This is a genomic window from Zoogloea sp., assembly GCF_041904905.1.
Taxonomy (GTDB): domain Bacteria; phylum Pseudomonadota; class Gammaproteobacteria; order Burkholderiales; family Rhodocyclaceae; genus Zoogloea.
Genome location: NZ_JAYRMI010000001.1, coordinates 106,389 through 121,320, shown reverse-complemented (window position 1 = coordinate 121,320; position 14,932 = coordinate 106,389). Strand labels below are relative to the sequence as shown.

Genomic DNA, 14,932 nt, shown 5'->3' with positions numbered 1-14,932 from the left:
GCCAAGGAGAAGCGGGTGGAATTTACCATAAAGGCCGGAGCGCCGGAAAAACTCAAGAGCGACTGCGTGGTGGCCGGTGTGTACGCCGGGGGCGATCCGAGCGCAGCCGCCAGGTCGCTCGACAAGGCCTCCGACGGCGCCATTGGCGCCCTACTCGCCCGGGGCGAACTCGACGACAAGGCCGGCGCCACCCTGATGCTCCACAACCTCCCCGGCATCGCTGCTCCGCGCGTGCTGCTGGTCAGCCTCGGCAAGGCCGACGAACTCACCGACAAGCTCTACCGCGACGCCGTGACGGCCGCCGCAAAGCAGCTCGCCGGCACGGTGGCGGCCGACGCTGCGTTCTGCCTCACCGATGCCGAACTGCCTCACCGCGATCTCGCCTGGCGCATCGCCCAGGCCGCGCAGATCCTCGAGGACAGCACCTACCGCTGCGACGAACTCAAATCGAAGCGCGACGAATCCAGGAAGGGCGTCCGGAAGATCGCCTTCCTCACCAAGACCAAGGACACCGCTCCGCTCGAGGCGGCAGTACGTCGCGGCACCGCCATCGCCGAAGGTATGGCGCTCGCCAAGACCCTGGGCAACCTGCCCGGCAACGTGTGCACGCCCACCTACCTCGCCACCGCCGCCCGCAAGCTGGCCAAGGATCACAAGATCAAGGTCGAGGTGCTCGACCAGGGCGACATGGAGAAGCTCGGCATGGGCGCCCTGCTGTCGGTGGCCCGCGGCTCCCACGAGCCGCCCAAGTTCATCGTCCTCAACTACAAGGGCGGCAAGGCCAAGGACAAGCCGGTCGTGCTGGTGGGCAAGGGCATCACCTTCGACACCGGCGGCATCTCCCTCAAGCCCGGCGAGGGCATGGACGAGATGAAGTACGACATGTGCGGCGCCGCCAGCGTGCTGGGCACCTTCAAGGCCATCGCGCAGATGGCGCTGCCGATCAACGTGGTCGGTCTTGTCCCGACCACCGAGAACATGCCCGGCGGCGCTGCCACCAAGCCCGGCGACATCGTCACCTCCATGTCCGGCCAGACCATCGAGGTGCTCAACACCGACGCCGAAGGCCGGCTGATCCTCTGCGACGCCCTCACCTACGCCGAGCGCTTCGACCCGGTGGCCGTAATCGACGTAGCCACCCTCACCGGCGCCTGCATCATCGCCCTGGGCAACCTCACCTCGGGCCTCCTCGCCAACGACGACGCGCTCGCCGCCGAGCTGCTCGCCAGCGGTCAGGCCGCCGGCGACAAGGCCTGGCAGCTGCCCCTGTGGGACGAATACCAGGACATGCTCAAGAGCAACTTCGCCGACATCCCCAACATCGGCAGCAAGGGCGCCGGCACGATCACGGCGGCGTGCTTCCTGGCCCGCTTCACCAAGGCCTACAAGTGGGCGCACCTGGACATCGCCGGCACGGCCTGGAAATCCGGCGCGGACAAGGGCGCCACCGGCCGACCGGTGCCGCTGCTCACCCAGTTCCTGATCGGCCGCGCCGGCCTGTAAGCCCCGCATGACCGACGTCCGCTTCTACCACAACGCCCCCGACCGGCTTCGGGTGGCCTGCGTGCTCACCGCCAAGGCCTTCGGGGGCGGACGGCGGGTGTCGGTCTTCGCCCCGGACGGCAACACCGCGCGGCATTTCGACCAGATGCTGTGGAGCTTCCAGCCCCTCGCCTTCGTGCCCCACGTGGCGGCCGGCTCGCCCCTGGCGGCCGAGACGCCGGTGGTGATCGGCAGCCGCCTTGACGCCCTGCCCGCCGACGACGTGCTCATCAACCTGGGCGACGATCTGCCCGACGGCTTCGAGCGCTTCTCGCTGGTGATCGAGGTCGTCGGCCCGACCGATCCGGAACGCCAGGCCGCCCGCGGGCGCTTCCGGCGCTACAAGGAACAGGGGCACGCGCTGAGCGCCCACGACCTGAACCAACGGAGCGGCGAATGACCTCTCACCCCAAGACCGAACTTGAGATCCCCCTCGAGGACGAAGACGGCGACGTCCTGATCGAAAAGGCCGCCGCCCTGATGCACCGCCACGAGCACCTCATCGCGGCGGACGACGACGACCTGCCGGTGCTCACCGACGTGGTGGAGGAGCGGATCGAGCCCTTCATCGGCGAGCGCGCCCCGATCGTCCTCACCCCCGCCGACGACGAGCCCGCCCTGGGCGAACCCGAGATCGTCGACGACAGCCCGGTCATCGCCCCCGCCGCTGCGGCCGTCGACTTCCAGGCGCAGCTGGTGGCCCTCGATGCCGCCATCGCCCGCCACATCGAGCACTGGGTTGCCAACGAACTGCCCCAGCTAGTCTCCCGCGAGCTGGACGAACTGGCCGCCCGCATCGGCGACAAGGCCGCCGCCCATCTGCGCGCCACCCTCCTTCCCGCCGTCTCCGCAGAGATCGCCGACACCCTCGATAACCAATCGGGCGACTGATCTCCGCCTCCAGGCCGGGTCACGCCACCGGGCGGGCGGCGTGCATCCGCTATAATCCGCGTTTTGCCTTCAAAGACAGACCCCATGGAACTGGCCAAAAGTTTCGAGCCGGCGGAGATCGAACGCCGCTGGTATGAGCACTGGGAGTCGAGCGGCTACTTCGCCGCCGGCCTCGACCGCAGCAAGCCCGCCGACCAATCCTTCTGCATCCTGCTGCCGCCGCCCAACGTCACCGGCACCCTGCACATGGGGCACGGTTTCAACCAGACGATCATGGACGCGCTCACCCGCTACCATCGCATGCGCGGCTGGAACACCCTGTGGCAGCCGGGCACCGACCACGCCGGCATCGCCACCCAGATCGTCGTCGAACGCCAGCTTGACGCCCAGGGCGTCTCCCGCCACGACCTCGGCCGCGAGAAGTTCCTCGAGAAGGTGTGGGAGTGGAAGGAATACTCCGGCGGCACCATCACCCGCCAGATGCGCCGCATGGGCACCAGCCCCGACTGGAGCCGCGAACGCTTCACGATGGACGCCGGCCTCAACAAGGTCGTCACCGAGACCTTCGTGCGCCTCTACAACGAAGGCCTGATCTACCGCGGCAAGCGGCTGGTCAACTGGGATCCCAAGCTGCACACCGCCGTCTCCGACCTGGAAGTCGTCCAGGAAGAAGAAGACGGCTTCATGTGGCACATCAACTACCCGTTTGCGGACGGCCCGATCGGCGATCTGACCGGCCTCACCGTCGCCACCACCCGCCCCGAAACCATGCTCGGCGACGTGGCCGTGATGGTCCACCCGGATGACGAGCGCTACGCCCACCTGATCGGCAAGCGCGTCCGCCTGCCCCTGTGCGACCGCGACATCCCGATCATCGCCGACGACTACGTCGACCGCGAGTTCGGCACCGGCGTGGTCAAGGTCACCCCGGCCCACGACTTCAACGACTACGCGGTCGGCCAGCGCCACGGCCTGCCGCAGATCAGCATCCTCACGCTCGACGCGAAGATCAACGAGCACGCCCCCGCCAAGTACCAGGGCCTCGACCGCTTCGATGCCCGCAAGGCCATCGTGGCCGACCTGGAAGCCGCCGGCGTGCTGGTGGACACCAAGCCCCACAAGCTGCAGGTTCCCCGTGGCGACCGCACCGGCGTCGTCATCGAGCCCATGCTCACCGACCAGTGGTTCGTGGCCATGAGCAAGCCCGGCGCCGACGGCAAGTCGATCACCGAGAAGGCGCTCGACGTCGTCGCCTCCGGCGAGATCAAGTTCGTGCCCGAGAACTGGGTGAACACCTACAACCAGTGGCTCAACAACATCCAGGACTGGTGCATCTCGCGTCAGCTGTGGTGGGGCCACCAGATCCCGGCGTGGTACGGCATCGACGGCGAATGCTTCGTCGCCCACACCGAAGAGGAAGCCCGCGCCCTGGCCGACAAGGCCGGCTACCCCGGCCCGCTCACCCGCGACCCGGACGTCCTCGACACCTGGTACTCGTCCGCCCTGTGGCCGTTCTCGACCCTCGACTGGACGCCCGACTACCCGACCAAGTCCAACGACGCGCTCGATCTCTACCTGCCCTCCACGGTGCTCGTCACCGGCTTCGACATCATCTTCTTCTGGGTGGCGCGCATGGTCATGATGACCAAGCACATCACCGGCAAGATCCCGTTCAAGCACGTCTATGTGCACGGCCTGATCCGCGACGCCGAAGGCGCCAAAATGTCCAAGTCGAAGGGCAACGTCCTCGACCCGATCGACCTGATCGACGGCATCGGAGTGGACGCGCTGGTCGCCAAGCGCACCACCGGCCTGATGAACCCCAAGCAGGCCGCCAGCATCGAGAAGAAGACCCGCAAGGAATTCCCCGACGGCATCCCCGCCTTCGGCACCGACGCCCTGCGCTTCACCTTCGCCAGCCTGGCCAGCCCCGGTCGCGACATCAAGTTCGACATGAGCCGCTGCGAGGGCTACCGCAACTTCTGCAACAAGCTCTGGAACGCCACCCGCTTCGTGCTGATGAACGTCCAGGGCCACGACCTGGGCCTCGAGCACAAGCAGGACGGCCCCAGCTGCGGCGGCAACGGCCCGCTCGATTTCTCCTTCGCCGACCGCTGGATCGTCAGCCGCCTGCAGCGCGTCGAGAAGGAGATCGAGCAGCACTTCGCCGACTACCGCTTCGACCTGGTCTCCAAGACGGTCTATGAGTTCATCTGGGACGAGTACTGCGACTGGTACCTGGAACTCGCCAAGGTCCAGATCAACACCGGCAACGAAGCCCAGCAGCGCGGCACCCGCCGCACCCTGATCCGCGTGCTCGAAACCATCCTGCGCCTCGCCCACCCGCTGATCCCCTTCGTCACCGAAGAGCTGTGGCAGACCGTCGCCCCGCTCGCCGGCCGCAAGGACGTCGAAAGCCTGTGCCTCGCCCGCTACCCGCAGGCCGATCTGGGCCGCTGCGACGAGAAGAGCGAAGCCGACGTGGCCGAGCTCAAGGGCCTCATCTACGCCTGCCGCAACCTGCGGGGCGAGATGGGCATCTCGCCGGCCCAGCGCATGCCCCTGGTCGCCGCCGGCAACAGCGAGCGCCTTAAGAAGTTCGCGCCCTACATCGCCGGCCTCGCCAAGCTCTCCGAGGTGCAGGTGGTCGACGAGATCGGTGGCGACGAACTCGCCCCGGTCGCCATCGTGGGCGAGCAGCGGCTCATGCTGAAGGTGGAGATCGACATCGCCGCCGAACGCGAACGCCTCTCCAAGGAGATCGCCCGCCTCGAAGGCGAGATCGTCAAGGCTAACGCCAAGCTCGCCAACGAGAGCTTCGTGGCCCGGGCCCCTGCTGCCGTGGTCGCCCAGGAGAAGGAGCGGCTTGCCAACTTCTCGGCCACGCTCGAAAAGCTCAAGCCTCAGCTTACCCGCCTGCCGGCAGCCTGACGACACCGCCGCCTCAAAAAAATGGCCACGCACGCTGCGTGGCCATTTTTCTTGCCTGCCCGCCGAACCTTACTTGCGGCGCAGAAAGAACTCGTAAGCACTATCCGGCAGTTCGCTCTGCCCGATCAACTCGTTGCCAGTCTGCTTGGCAAACGCGGAGAAATCCTTCACCGATCCCGGGTCGGTCGCAACCACCCGCAGCACCTGTCCGGCCTGCATCTCCGCAAGCGCCTTCTTTGCGCGCAAAATGGGTAGTGGGCAGTTCAGGCCGCGCGCATCCAGTTCTCTATCGAAATCCATCGTAAAACTCCAGCCTCCAGGGACGTGTCGGGCCCGATTTTAACCCGCGACAAACCTCAACCCGATAACAACTTCACAGCAAACAACACTCGCATTCAAATAATCACGTACGAATTGTGAAATAATGACAACTCAAAATAACGTCATAAACGAGGCGATACCCTGCATTGCGGCGCCCTGCGCCCGGGCAAGCCGGCTTCGTCCTTCCCGACAACTTTAACGCTTACTTTGAAGGTATACCACGATGCGCTCAAACATGCTCCAAACGGTTCTCAATGACCTGAACGGCACCTCCGCGGACATCGAGGCCTCCGCCATCATCTCCTCCGACGGTCTGATGATGGCCGCCCTCCTCCCCAACACCGTCGACGAAGATCGGGTTGGCGCGATGAGTGCCGCCATGCTCTCCCTCGGTGATCGCACCGCCCGCGAACTGGCCCGCGGCACCCTCGACCAGGTGCTCATCAAGGGCGAAAAGGGTTACGTCCTCATGGTTCAGGCCGGCGCCGATGCCGTGCTCACCGTGATGGCCAAGCCCAACGCCAAGCTGGGTCTGGTGTTCCTTGACGTCCGTCGTGCCGCCGACGCCATCGGCAGGATCCTCGGCTAATCGGGAGGGCTGGTAGTGAAGGATATGGATCGCGCCCAGGTACCGGGCGAAGCAGTCGAGCATACGCTGACGTTTGCCAATGGCACCAGTCGGCGGGTATTTGTCACGTCAGTCGAAACGCCCTACCCGCAGGGCAAATTGATCGTCTCCCGGACGGACACGTCGGGCGTCATCACCCAGTGCAATCAATCCTTCGTCGACATGTCCGGCTACACCGAAGCCGAACTGATCGGCCAGCCCCATTGCATTCTGCGGCACCCCGACATGCCCTCCGCGGCTTTCGACGACCTCTGGAAGACCGTCCAGGCCGGGCGCCAGTGGAACGGCTACGTCAAGAACCTGCGCAAGGATGGCGGCCACTACTGGGTCTACGCCACGGTGGTCCCCAACGTGCGCGACGGCAAGATCGTCGGCTTCACCTCGGTCCGTCGGGAGCCCTCCCGCGAAAAGGTTCTCGCCGCAGAGGCCCAGTACCGGAACATGAACTGATCATGACTTTCAATTTCACGGTTAGCCCCAGCTTCCCCAACGAGCGCATCTCCGACTGGTACATCTTCAACACCTGGCTGCAGCGCGCGCTGTCCCTCCCGATCCACCTCGAACTCTACGACAGTTTCGGCGCCCAGCGCGCCGCGATTGCCGAGGGCAAGGTGGACATCATCTACGCCAACCCCTTCGACGCCTCCCTGCTCGTCCGCGAGAAAGGCTTCCGTGCCATCGCGCGGCCTCAGGGTGCGCCGGACGAGATGGTGGTCATCACCGCAAACGAGAGCCCGATCCGCGAGATCCCCGATCTCCAGCCGGGCACCCGTGTAGCCTGCAGCGAAGACCCCAGCGTCAACACGGTGGGCCGGATTCTCCTCGAACCCGCCAACCTGGACACCGCCAACACCGTCGAACATCGCAGGGAGACCTACATCCAGGTTGCCCGCGCGATTCTTCGCGGCGAGGCCGACGTCGGCTTCCTGCCGGTCGAGGCTTTCGAGGCTCTGTCCTCCATCGTGCGCCGGGATCTGCGCGTGCTCGTCACCAGCCAGCTGCAGGTGGTTCATCATGTCCTGCTGATCGGCCCGGGCCTCATCCCCCATGCCGAACAGATCACGGAACTGCTCGTTTCGATGCATGAAACCGAAAAGGGACGCGGTATCCTCGAAGCCCTCGGCGCCCGCGCCTGGCAGGCTGTCCAGCACGAGGACGTAGAGTTCATGATCGACATCATCTCAACACTGACCCAGTGAAGCTGTTCGTCACCGATTCGTCCAACCCGGAACGCATCCGACGCCCCGCACCGCCAGCCGTCTTCGGCCTGCCGGTGCGGACGCTGCGGATCGCCTCCCGCTGGCGCTCGCCGGCAACCGGCGCGCTGCTGGCCGGCGAGATCGGCCGCAAGCCCGCCAACCTGCACCTCCACGTGCAGCGCATCTCCCTGTGGGCCAACCTCCAGGACACCGCCGCGACCGTCGCCGCCATCATCGATCTCTGGATCGTCCTCGGCACCTTCGGCGCAGAACTGAGGATGCGCATGCTGCGCGAGCACTACGACGCCCTCGAAACGCACGAAATGGGGCTCTATCTCAGCGCCCGCATCGCGGATGGCATCGACCGCCACGACCCCCGGATCGCCCTGCCCGGTGTGGTACTGGCGCGCCCGGTGGAAGGCGCACGTGTTTTCCTGCAAGATTCCGCGATGCCGTCGGGAGTCGTCTCCTGACCCCGGCCCCCACTCGCATTACACCCCAATGAGCCGCCATTCCATCCTACCGGGCCAGCCAGTCACCGCCCTTTTCCTGCTCCACGTGGGCAGCATGGACGCCCGGCTGATCGGATTATCCGTAGAACGTCACTGGAAGCACTCGGTGCGTCTGGCCGCCGACCTGGAAAGCGCCCGGGTCGTCCTGGTCGACTGCGACCGTCCGGGCGTCGAAGCGGCATTCGCACGACTCGCTCCTCACCCCCGGATCGGCGTCGTCTGCTATGCCTTCCACCCCAAGGATCACGCCCAGCGTTTTCCGAACCGGGTGATTCTGGGCAAGCCCCTCAATCTCGAGGCGCTGCCCGGCCTGCTGGCCAAGGCCGCCCACGACAGCGCCCGCACGATTGCCGTCCCGCCCATCCGGCGGAGCGCGCCGCTGACCCAGCCGGCGCCGCCTACCATCCAGCCGGCACCCGAAACAAGCTCGCCGCCGATCACCGTGGCCACCGCGATGAACCGCACGCCGCCCCCGGTGATGACGCCCCCTGCCGCCACAGGCGCATCCGACGCGCAGACCATCCAGCCGGACGTCCCCGCTGCCGCCCCGCCTTCCGAGCCCCCGGGCTCGCTCGGGCATGGCGTCCAGACCGACGACGAGCGCGATCTGTGCGGGGCGCTCGAAGACCTGCCGCCCCACCCGATCTACCCCTTGCCCGAGAAGATCTTCTTCAACCCGGACAACTACCTCATCGGGCATCTCCAGCGGGCCTTCGACCAAGCCACCAGCAGTGGCCGGCCGCACCTCATCGCCGGCCTGCCGCGGCTCATCGGCGTGCGGGTCCAGCCGGTCTCGATCTGCGTCACCGACTTCCGCGACAACCAGCTGCGTCCGCTGTCGATGGCCCAGCTGCCGCAGACCACCGCGCGCATCGTCGGCGCCTCCACGCTGTCCCACATCTCCAACCACGGCAGCACCTGGACGACCGAAGACTTCTTCTGGAACGTCGCCGCCTGGGCTGCGCGGGGACGCCTGCCGGATGGCGTCGACCCTTACCAGCCCGTCCGGCTGCGTGCCTGGCCCAACTTCACCAAAGTCTTCATGTCGCCGCACGCGCTGCGCATCGTCGCCCTGTGGGTGCGCACCTGGGCCAGCCCCATCGATATCGCCGCCCGTCTCGGGATTCCCCAGCGCTACGTGTTCTCGGTCTATGCCTCTGCCCGCTTCGCCGGCCTGCTGGACACGAAAGCACCGCAAACCAGCCCGATCACCGAACGGACGACGGTGACCGCGCCCCCTGCACCCCAGGCGCCCCCCCAACCGCAAGCCCAGCAGCAACAGCAACAACGCCCTTCGATTTTGTCCAGAATTCTCAGGAAACTCCTCAATGCGGTCTGAACGCGCCCGCCACAACAAGATCATCTTCTCGGGCACCGTCGGCGCCGGCAAGAGCACGGCCATCGCCGCCCTGAGCGACATCCCCCCGGTCAGCACCGAGGCCATGGCCAGCGACGAAACTGCCAAACTCAAGCGGACCACCACCGTTGCCATGGACTACGGCGTCCTCAACCTGCCGGACGGCGAAAAGGTCATGCTCTACGGCACGCCCGGCCAGGAACGCTTCAGCTTCATGTGGGACATCCTCTCCGAAGGGGGGATCGGTCTCGTCCTGCTCATCAACAACGCCAACCCCGATCCGCTGGCCGATCTGGAGGGCTACCTGAGCGCCTTCAAGGACTTCATCGCCAGCACCGCCGTCGCCATCGGCGTCACCCACATGGACAACTCCGAGACGCCCAACCTCGAGAACTATCGCACCAAGCTGGCCGAGCTGGGGCACCGCCCCATCCCGGCGATCTTCCGCGTCGATGCGCGCAGTCGCGACGACGTCGCCATGCTCGTCAAGGCGCTCCTCTACACCCTCAACCCCGGACTGATCGATGCTTGAGATTATCCCCGGCTCCTACCTCACCGTAACGCCCTACGGGGCCTGGCGAGCGGTTGCCCGCGCCGACGACAGCGTCGAGCGGCGCGTCCTGCTGGCCATCCTCCGCGAAGCCGCCAGCCCGGCACTGAGTGCCGAACTGGCCCGCGCCTGGACGGGCGAAGCCAGCACCGAGCGCGCCCTCGCCCCGCTGCTCAAGCTCCAGGAGACCGCCTGCCTCGAAGCCTGGTCCACCCCGCGGATGGCGCCCGTCGGCACGCTCGAATCCACCCTGCCCAGCCTGCTCGCCACCCTCAGCGATACCGGGCAGGCCGTCCTGGCAGACCGGATGGGCTTCTGCCTCGCGATGTCGGGTTACCCGGGCGAAACCGGCGAAGCCCTCGCCGCGCTGGGCGCCGACATCCTGTCGGTGGCCGAACGCCAGTCCGACGCCCTCTCCAAGCTCGGCGATCACCTGCTCGATGGCTGGGGCAACGTGGACGCCGCCGGCATCAGCGGCCTCAGCTTCTGGCCGATGCACATCGGCCGGACCCGCCTCGCCCTCACCGTCAGCGGGCGCCCGCGCTTCAACCAGAACGCCTTCGCCGAACTCGTCTGGGCGCTCTACGTGCGCTACGGCAACATCTAGCCCTCAGCGCTGGCCGCGCGACTCGCGCAACTCGCGCATCTGCTCGGCCAGCAACCCACGCACCTCCCGCAGCCGCGAATCCACCGCCGACTGCTCGAAGAAATCCCCATCGCTCGCCGCCTGGGCCAGCGCAAACTGCTCGGCCGACGCGGCGTAGTTGCCCTGGATCGCGTACACCTCGCCCAGCGATCGATGCTGCGCCAGCCGCTTGCCGAGGGCCGCTTCGGCCCGGGCCCGAAACTCCCAGAGGGTGGCATCGGCCGGGGTGGTCAGCAACTCCGCCTTGGCCACTGTCAGCGCCTCGTCGGGCCTGGCCGCCGCGAGCAGCGACTCGATCTCGCCGTACATCAGCCGATGGGATTGGGGAAAGCGCCCTCGCCCCTCCCGGAACAACCGCGCCGCGCCTGCCGGATCCCCGTGGGCCAGCCGCAGATCGCCCTCCAGCCCGTCAATCATCGCCGACAAGGCCCCGCGCTTGCGCAGCACCGCCATCTCCCGATCCGCGTCGGCCAGGCGGCGCACCTGCAGATAGGCCCGCACCAACCCATACTGGGCGGCCACCGACGGGCTGGCACCCCGAGCCGCCGTCTCGAACTCGCCGATCACCTCCCGCGTGGGCTGCCTGCCCACTTTGAGCTTGGCCTTCACCAGCTGGAAATCCAGCGAATCCGGCACCTGCCGGTAAGGCATCTGGGCGACCCGGTTCTCCATCTCGGTGATCCGGTCGCTGGTGAGGGGGTGCGTGCGCATGTAAGCCGGCGCACTGTTCTCGTAGAGCCGGGCGTTCTTCTGAAGGCGCTCGAAGAAGCCGACCATCCCGCGCACATCGAACCCCGCCGCGGCGAGGTTCTGCACCCCGATCCGGTCCGCCTCGTTCTCGAAATCCCGCGAGTACGAGAGCTGGGTGCTCATGCCCGCCGCCATCCCGGTCGAGATGGCCGCCTGGCTGGCCTGGGCGCTGGATCGGGCGGCCAGCACCGCCAGCAGCAGGGACGCCAGCATGATCATGCTGGTCTGACTCTGCTTGCCGAGCATCCGCGCAATATGGCGCTGGGTGACGTGGGAGACCTCGTGGGCCAGCACGCCGGCCAACTCCGATTCGGTCTGGGCGGCGAGAATCAGCCCGGTGTGCACGCCGATGTTGCCGCCGGGCATCGCGAAGGCGTTGAGCGACGCGTCGCTCACCCCGAAGAACTGGAAAGGCAGGCCCGCGCCCGGGCCCGACGCCACCAGACGATCGCCCAGCCAGTTGAGGTAATCCTCGACCTCCGGGTCGCGCAGATAGGCCGGCTCCTTCCAGCGGATGTCGCGCATGATCTGCGCCCCGAGGCGCTGCTCGGCCAGGGGCGACAGCTCCGACGATGCGGAATCGCCCAGATCGGGCAGGTCGTGGGCGATGCCGCGAGGGATCATCACCACACACAGCAGGGCGGCAATCAGACGTTTAATCACGGTGCTATGATACTCGACCCCCAAATTTGGTTTCCCGCCCGATGAGCGACGCCTTCACCCATTTCGACGCCCACGGCCAGGCCCACATGGTGGATGTCTCTGCCAAGCAGGAGACCCGCCGGGTGGCCCGCGCCGAAGGCCGGATCGTCATGCAGCCGGCCACCCTCGCCCGCATCCTCGCCGGCGACAACAAGAAGGGCGACGTGATCGGCATCGCCCGCATCGCCGCCATCCAGGGCGCCAAGCGCACGGCCGACCTGATCCCCCTGTGCCACCCCATCCCCCTCACCCGCGTCGCGGCCGATTTCATCGTCGAGGGCGACGACACCATCCGCTGCGCCGTCACCGCCGAAACCGTCGGCCGGACGGGGGTCGAGATGGAAGCCCTCACCGCCGTGCAAGTAGGCCTGCTCACCATCTACGACATGTGCAAGGCGGTGGACCGGGGCATGACCATGACCGGCATCCGCCTGCTCGAAAAGGAAGGCGGCAAATCCGGGCACTGGAAGGCCGACGCGGCATGAGCGCCGGCCGTCGCAGCTTCATCCAGGGCTTTGGCAGCGCGGCAGCGCTTGCCGGGCTGATCGGTGCCGGGCTGCTCAAACCCGGCCGCGCCCTTGCCGTGGAGTTCAACCGCAGCGCCTTCGACGCCAGAACCGCCGCCGACGCCCTGCGCCTCATCGGTGCAGCCGGCGCCGAAGCCAGCCGCGACATCCTGCTCAAGGCGCCCGAGATCGCCGAGAACGGTGCCTCCGTGCCCATCGAGGTCATCAGCCAGATCCCGGGCACCACGCGCCTGTCTGTGCTGGTGGACAAGAACCCCTCCCCCCTCGCGCTGCAGTTCAACTTTGCCCCGGGGGCCAGCGCCCGCTTCCAGGCCAAGATCCGGATGGCCGAGAGTTCGCGCCTGCGTGTCGTCGCCCAGGCGGGCGGCAGGCACTACACCCTGTTCCGCGAGGTGAAGGTCACCGTCGGCGGCTGCGGCGACTAGGAGACACCATGCCCGATCCAATCAAGATCCGCGCCACCGTCAAGGGCGACGAAGGCGACGTCCGGGTGCTGCTGCCGCACCCCATGGAATCCGGCCAGCGCCGCGATGCCGCCGGTCAACTCGTGGCGGCCCATTTCATCGTCTCGGTCACCCTCAGCCTCAACGGCAAGCCGGTGATCGAAGGCGCCCTGGGCACCGCCGTATCGGTCAATCCGCTGTTCGCCTTCCAGCTCTCCGGCGTCAAGGCTGGCGACCGCCTCAGCGTCGCGTGGCAGGACAACAAAGGGCAACGCGGCCAGGCCGAGAGCAGCTTCGTGGCCGCCTGAGCTGTAACCGGCGCGCGCAAGACAGCGCCCTGCCATCGGGTCTAGAATGGCGCGCGCCTGAATCCGGGCGCCAACCGACCACCGATGGCACCACCATGAGCAACGAAATCGAACTCAAGCTCACGCTTCCCCAGAAAGCCCTCCCCGCCCTCCGACGCCACCCGCTGATCGCCGACGCCCCCCGCGACGGCCGCAGCGTCACCCTCGAGAACACCTACTTCGACACGCCGGAGCTCGAACTGCGCGAGCGCCGGATGGCCGTTCGCACCCGCAAGGCCGGCAGCCGCTGGCTGCAGACGGTCAAATGTGCCGCCGAATCCATCGGCGGGCTGTCGTCGCGCCCCGAGTGGGAGCAAGCCTACGTGGGCGGGGTGTTCGACTTCTCCGCCATCGACAACGCCGACGTGCGCGGCCGCCTGGAGGAACTCCACCCCCGCCTCGTCCCGGTCTTCACCACCCGCTTCAAGCGCGAGACCTGCGTGCTCACGCCCCGCGACGGCGTGAAGGTGCTGGCGATGATCGACAGTGGCACCATCGAGGCCGGTGAGCGCAGCCGGCCCCTGTGCGAGCTGGAACTCGAACTGGTCGATGGCGACCCGGAGGCGCTCTACGCCATCGCGCTGGCGCTCGCCGAATCCCTGCCGCTCACCCCCGAGAACGTGAGCAAGGCCGAACGGGGCTACCGCCTCTTCTCCAACCACGCCCTGCGCCCCGCCAAGGCCCGCCCGTCGCGGCTGGCGGCCGAGCAGTCGCCGGTGGACGCCTTCCGGATCATCGCCCTGGATTGCCTCGCTCTGTGGCAGGCCAACGAATCCGGCGCCCGCGAGAGCGACGACCCGGAGTTTATCCACCAGCTCCGCGTCGCCCTGCGCCGCCTGCGCTCCGCCCTGCGCCTGTTCGGGCCGGCCCTGCCCGCCCAGTTCGTGGCCCGCTGGTCCCAGGGGCTCAAGGATGCCGCCGACGGTCTGGGGGCAGCCCGCGACCTGGACGTGATGCTTGCCGAAGTCCTCGGCCCGGTGGCCGAATCCGGCCTTGCCGACGAGGCCACCCAGCGCCTCATCGCCATGGCCGTAGACCGCCGCGACCGGGAGAAGGCCGCCGCCCGGGAACAACTCCTCGCCGCCAGCCACGGCCGCCAGATGCTGGCCCTGGCGGCCGAGCTGATGGCCCTGCAGAGCGACGCCCTGGTCAAGTCCGCCAATCTCACCACCTTCGCCCGGCTGCAGCTCACCCAGCTGCGCAAGAAGGCCCGCAAACGCTACGCCGCCGCGGCCACCGACCTGCACGCCGACAAGCTCCACGAGCTGCGCGTCTCCCTCAAGCGCCTGCGCTACGCCATCGAGTTCCTGCTCCCGCTGCTTCCCGAAAAGGCCACGGTCCGCTTCGCCAACGATCTGGCCGAAGCCCAGGAAACCCTCGGCTACCTCAACGACGAAGTCGTCGCCCGCAACCGCCTGAAGGCGTGGGCCGGCAAGGACCCCGAACTGCGCAGCGGCGCCGCCTTCGTCGCCGGCTGGCACGCGCCGAAGATCGCACGCCTGCGCAAGAGCGTCCTCCCGGCGCTCGAAGACGTGCTGTGGGGCAAGGCGCCCTGGCGGCGATGATGGATTCATCCGGGCGTAACC

Annotated in this window: 17 protein-coding genes; 15 read left to right on the top strand and 2 right to left on the bottom strand. The window is 67.4% G+C overall.

Annotation, left to right across the window (positions count from 1 at the left end):
• Positions 1 to 15 precede the first annotated feature (15 nt).
• The 4 genes from ACE3N6_RS00660 to ACE3N6_RS00645 all read left to right on the top strand — a co-directional run bounded on the left by ACE3N6_RS00660 (position 16) and on the right by ACE3N6_RS00645 (position 5,364).
• On the top strand, positions 16 to 1,503 hold the full coding sequence (locus ACE3N6_RS00660; RefSeq protein ID WP_374243225.1) for a leucyl aminopeptidase: 1,488 nt from the start codon (positions 16 to 18) through the stop codon (positions 1,501 to 1,503).
• A 7-nt stretch (positions 1,504 to 1,510) separates the two neighbouring features.
• Entirely contained in the window at positions 1,511 to 1,942 is a 432-nt protein-coding gene (locus tag ACE3N6_RS00655; RefSeq protein WP_374243224.1) for a DNA polymerase III subunit chi, read from the top strand.
• On the top strand, positions 1,939 to 2,433 hold the full coding sequence (locus tag ACE3N6_RS00650; RefSeq protein ID WP_374243223.1) for a hypothetical protein: 495 nt from the start codon (positions 1,939 to 1,941) through the stop codon (positions 2,431 to 2,433). The genes ACE3N6_RS00655 and ACE3N6_RS00650 overlap by 4 nt, the downstream gene beginning before the upstream one ends.
• An 84-nt stretch (positions 2,434 to 2,517) precedes the next feature.
• Positions 2,518 to 5,364: a valine--tRNA ligase gene (locus ACE3N6_RS00645; RefSeq protein WP_374243222.1), complete on the top strand. Its 2,847-nt coding sequence runs from the start codon at positions 2,518 to 2,520 to the stop codon at positions 5,362 to 5,364.
• Positions 5,365 to 5,433: 69 nt separating this feature from the next.
• Here ACE3N6_RS00645 and ACE3N6_RS00640 read toward each other — a convergent pair whose 3' ends face one another.
• Complete coding sequence (locus ACE3N6_RS00640) at positions 5,434 to 5,664, bottom strand: sulfurtransferase TusA family protein (protein ID WP_374243221.1); 231 nt, start codon at positions 5,662 to 5,664, stop codon at positions 5,434 to 5,436.
• Positions 5,665 to 5,920: 256 nt separating this feature from the next.
• Here ACE3N6_RS00640 and ACE3N6_RS00635 point away from each other — a divergent pair, with 256 nt between their 5' ends.
• From ACE3N6_RS00635 to ACE3N6_RS00605, 7 genes are all read left to right on the top strand, one after another.
• Entirely contained in the window at positions 5,921 to 6,274 is a 354-nt protein-coding gene (locus tag ACE3N6_RS00635; RefSeq protein WP_228111886.1) for a roadblock/LC7 domain-containing protein, read from the top strand.
• A gap of 138 nt (positions 6,275 to 6,412) precedes the next feature.
• On the top strand, positions 6,413 to 6,763 hold the full coding sequence (locus tag ACE3N6_RS00630) for a PAS domain-containing protein (protein WP_374243220.1): 351 nt from the start codon (positions 6,413 to 6,415) through the stop codon (positions 6,761 to 6,763).
• Between the two features lie 2 nt (positions 6,764 to 6,765).
• Positions 6,766 to 7,512, top strand: a complete 747-nt coding sequence (locus ACE3N6_RS00625) for a phosphate/phosphite/phosphonate ABC transporter substrate-binding protein (RefSeq protein WP_374243219.1) — start codon at positions 6,766 to 6,768, stop codon at positions 7,510 to 7,512.
• Positions 7,509 to 7,985, top strand: a complete 477-nt coding sequence (locus ACE3N6_RS00620; RefSeq protein ID WP_374243218.1) for a hypothetical protein — start codon at positions 7,509 to 7,511, stop codon at positions 7,983 to 7,985. Before ACE3N6_RS00625 ends, ACE3N6_RS00620 begins: the two co-directional genes overlap by 4 nt.
• 28 nt (positions 7,986 to 8,013) lie before the next feature.
• Entirely contained in the window at positions 8,014 to 9,363 is a 1,350-nt protein-coding gene (locus ACE3N6_RS00615; RefSeq protein ID WP_374243217.1) for a hypothetical protein, read from the top strand.
• Complete coding sequence (locus tag ACE3N6_RS00610; RefSeq protein WP_374243216.1) at positions 9,353 to 9,913, top strand: ATP/GTP-binding protein; 561 nt, start codon at positions 9,353 to 9,355, stop codon at positions 9,911 to 9,913. The genes ACE3N6_RS00615 and ACE3N6_RS00610 overlap by 11 nt, the downstream gene beginning before the upstream one ends.
• The gene (locus tag ACE3N6_RS00605; protein WP_374243215.1) at positions 9,906 to 10,538 is read left to right on the top strand and encodes a hypothetical protein; all 633 of its coding nucleotides are present in this window, start codon (positions 9,906 to 9,908) and stop codon (positions 10,536 to 10,538) included. The genes ACE3N6_RS00610 and ACE3N6_RS00605 overlap by 8 nt, the downstream gene beginning before the upstream one ends.
• A gap of 3 nt (positions 10,539 to 10,541) precedes the next feature.
• Here the strand turns inward: ACE3N6_RS00605 and ACE3N6_RS00600 are convergent, their stop codons facing one another.
• Positions 10,542 to 11,990, bottom strand: a complete 1,449-nt coding sequence (locus ACE3N6_RS00600) for a M48 family metalloprotease (RefSeq protein ID WP_374243214.1) — start codon at positions 11,988 to 11,990, stop codon at positions 10,542 to 10,544.
• A 41-nt stretch (positions 11,991 to 12,031) separates the two neighbouring features.
• Here ACE3N6_RS00600 and moaC point away from each other — a divergent pair, with 41 nt between their 5' ends.
• The 4 genes from moaC to ACE3N6_RS00580 all read left to right on the top strand — a co-directional run bounded on the left by moaC (position 12,032) and on the right by ACE3N6_RS00580 (position 14,911).
• Positions 12,032 to 12,514: a cyclic pyranopterin monophosphate synthase MoaC gene (gene moaC, locus ACE3N6_RS00595; RefSeq protein WP_374243213.1), complete on the top strand. Its 483-nt coding sequence runs from the start codon at positions 12,032 to 12,034 to the stop codon at positions 12,512 to 12,514.
• On the top strand, positions 12,511 to 12,981 hold the full coding sequence (soxY, locus tag ACE3N6_RS00590) for a thiosulfate oxidation carrier protein SoxY (RefSeq protein ID WP_374243212.1): 471 nt from the start codon (positions 12,511 to 12,513) through the stop codon (positions 12,979 to 12,981). Before moaC ends, soxY begins: the two co-directional genes overlap by 4 nt.
• Before the next feature lie 8 nt (positions 12,982 to 12,989).
• Positions 12,990 to 13,307 (top strand): thiosulfate oxidation carrier complex protein SoxZ, encoded by a 318-nt coding sequence (gene soxZ, locus ACE3N6_RS00585; RefSeq protein WP_374243211.1) that lies wholly within the window; start codon positions 12,990 to 12,992, stop codon positions 13,305 to 13,307.
• Positions 13,308 to 13,402: 95 nt separating this feature from the next.
• Positions 13,403 to 14,911: a CHAD domain-containing protein gene (locus ACE3N6_RS00580; protein ID WP_374243210.1), complete on the top strand. Its 1,509-nt coding sequence runs from the start codon at positions 13,403 to 13,405 to the stop codon at positions 14,909 to 14,911.
• The last annotated feature ends 21 nt before the right edge of the window (positions 14,912 to 14,932 follow it).

What these genes read in the sequence shown, in the direction of transcription:
- ACE3N6_RS00655 (WP_374243224.1), top strand. Translation starts at nt 1,511, where the DNA reads ATGACCGACGTCCGCTTCTACCACAACGCCCCCGACCGGCTTCGGGTG.
- ACE3N6_RS00650 (WP_374243223.1), top strand. Translation starts at nt 1,939, where the DNA reads ATGACCTCTCACCCCAAGACCGAACTTGAGATCCCCCTCGAGGACGAA.
- ACE3N6_RS00645 (WP_374243222.1), top strand. Translation starts at nt 2,518, where the DNA reads ATGGAACTGGCCAAAAGTTTCGAGCCGGCGGAGATCGAACGCCGCTGG.
- ACE3N6_RS00640 (WP_374243221.1), bottom strand. Translation starts at nt 5,664, where the DNA reads ATGGATTTCGATAGAGAACTGGATGCGCGCGGCCTGAACTGCCCACTA.
- ACE3N6_RS00635 (WP_228111886.1), top strand. Translation starts at nt 5,921, where the DNA reads ATGCTCCAAACGGTTCTCAATGACCTGAACGGCACCTCCGCGGACATC.
- ACE3N6_RS00625 (WP_374243219.1), top strand. Translation starts at nt 6,766, where the DNA reads ATGACTTTCAATTTCACGGTTAGCCCCAGCTTCCCCAACGAGCGCATC.
- ACE3N6_RS00615 (WP_374243217.1), top strand. Translation starts at nt 8,014, where the DNA reads ATGAGCCGCCATTCCATCCTACCGGGCCAGCCAGTCACCGCCCTTTTC.
- ACE3N6_RS00610 (WP_374243216.1), top strand. Translation starts at nt 9,353, where the DNA reads ATGCGGTCTGAACGCGCCCGCCACAACAAGATCATCTTCTCGGGCACC.
- ACE3N6_RS00605 (WP_374243215.1), top strand. Translation starts at nt 9,906, where the DNA reads ATGCTTGAGATTATCCCCGGCTCCTACCTCACCGTAACGCCCTACGGG.
- moaC (WP_374243213.1), top strand. Translation starts at nt 12,032, where the DNA reads ATGAGCGACGCCTTCACCCATTTCGACGCCCACGGCCAGGCCCACATG.
- soxY (WP_374243212.1), top strand. Translation starts at nt 12,511, where the DNA reads ATGAGCGCCGGCCGTCGCAGCTTCATCCAGGGCTTTGGCAGCGCGGCA.
- soxZ (WP_374243211.1), top strand. Translation starts at nt 12,990, where the DNA reads ATGCCCGATCCAATCAAGATCCGCGCCACCGTCAAGGGCGACGAAGGC.
- ACE3N6_RS00580 (WP_374243210.1), top strand. Translation starts at nt 13,403, where the DNA reads ATGAGCAACGAAATCGAACTCAAGCTCACGCTTCCCCAGAAAGCCCTC.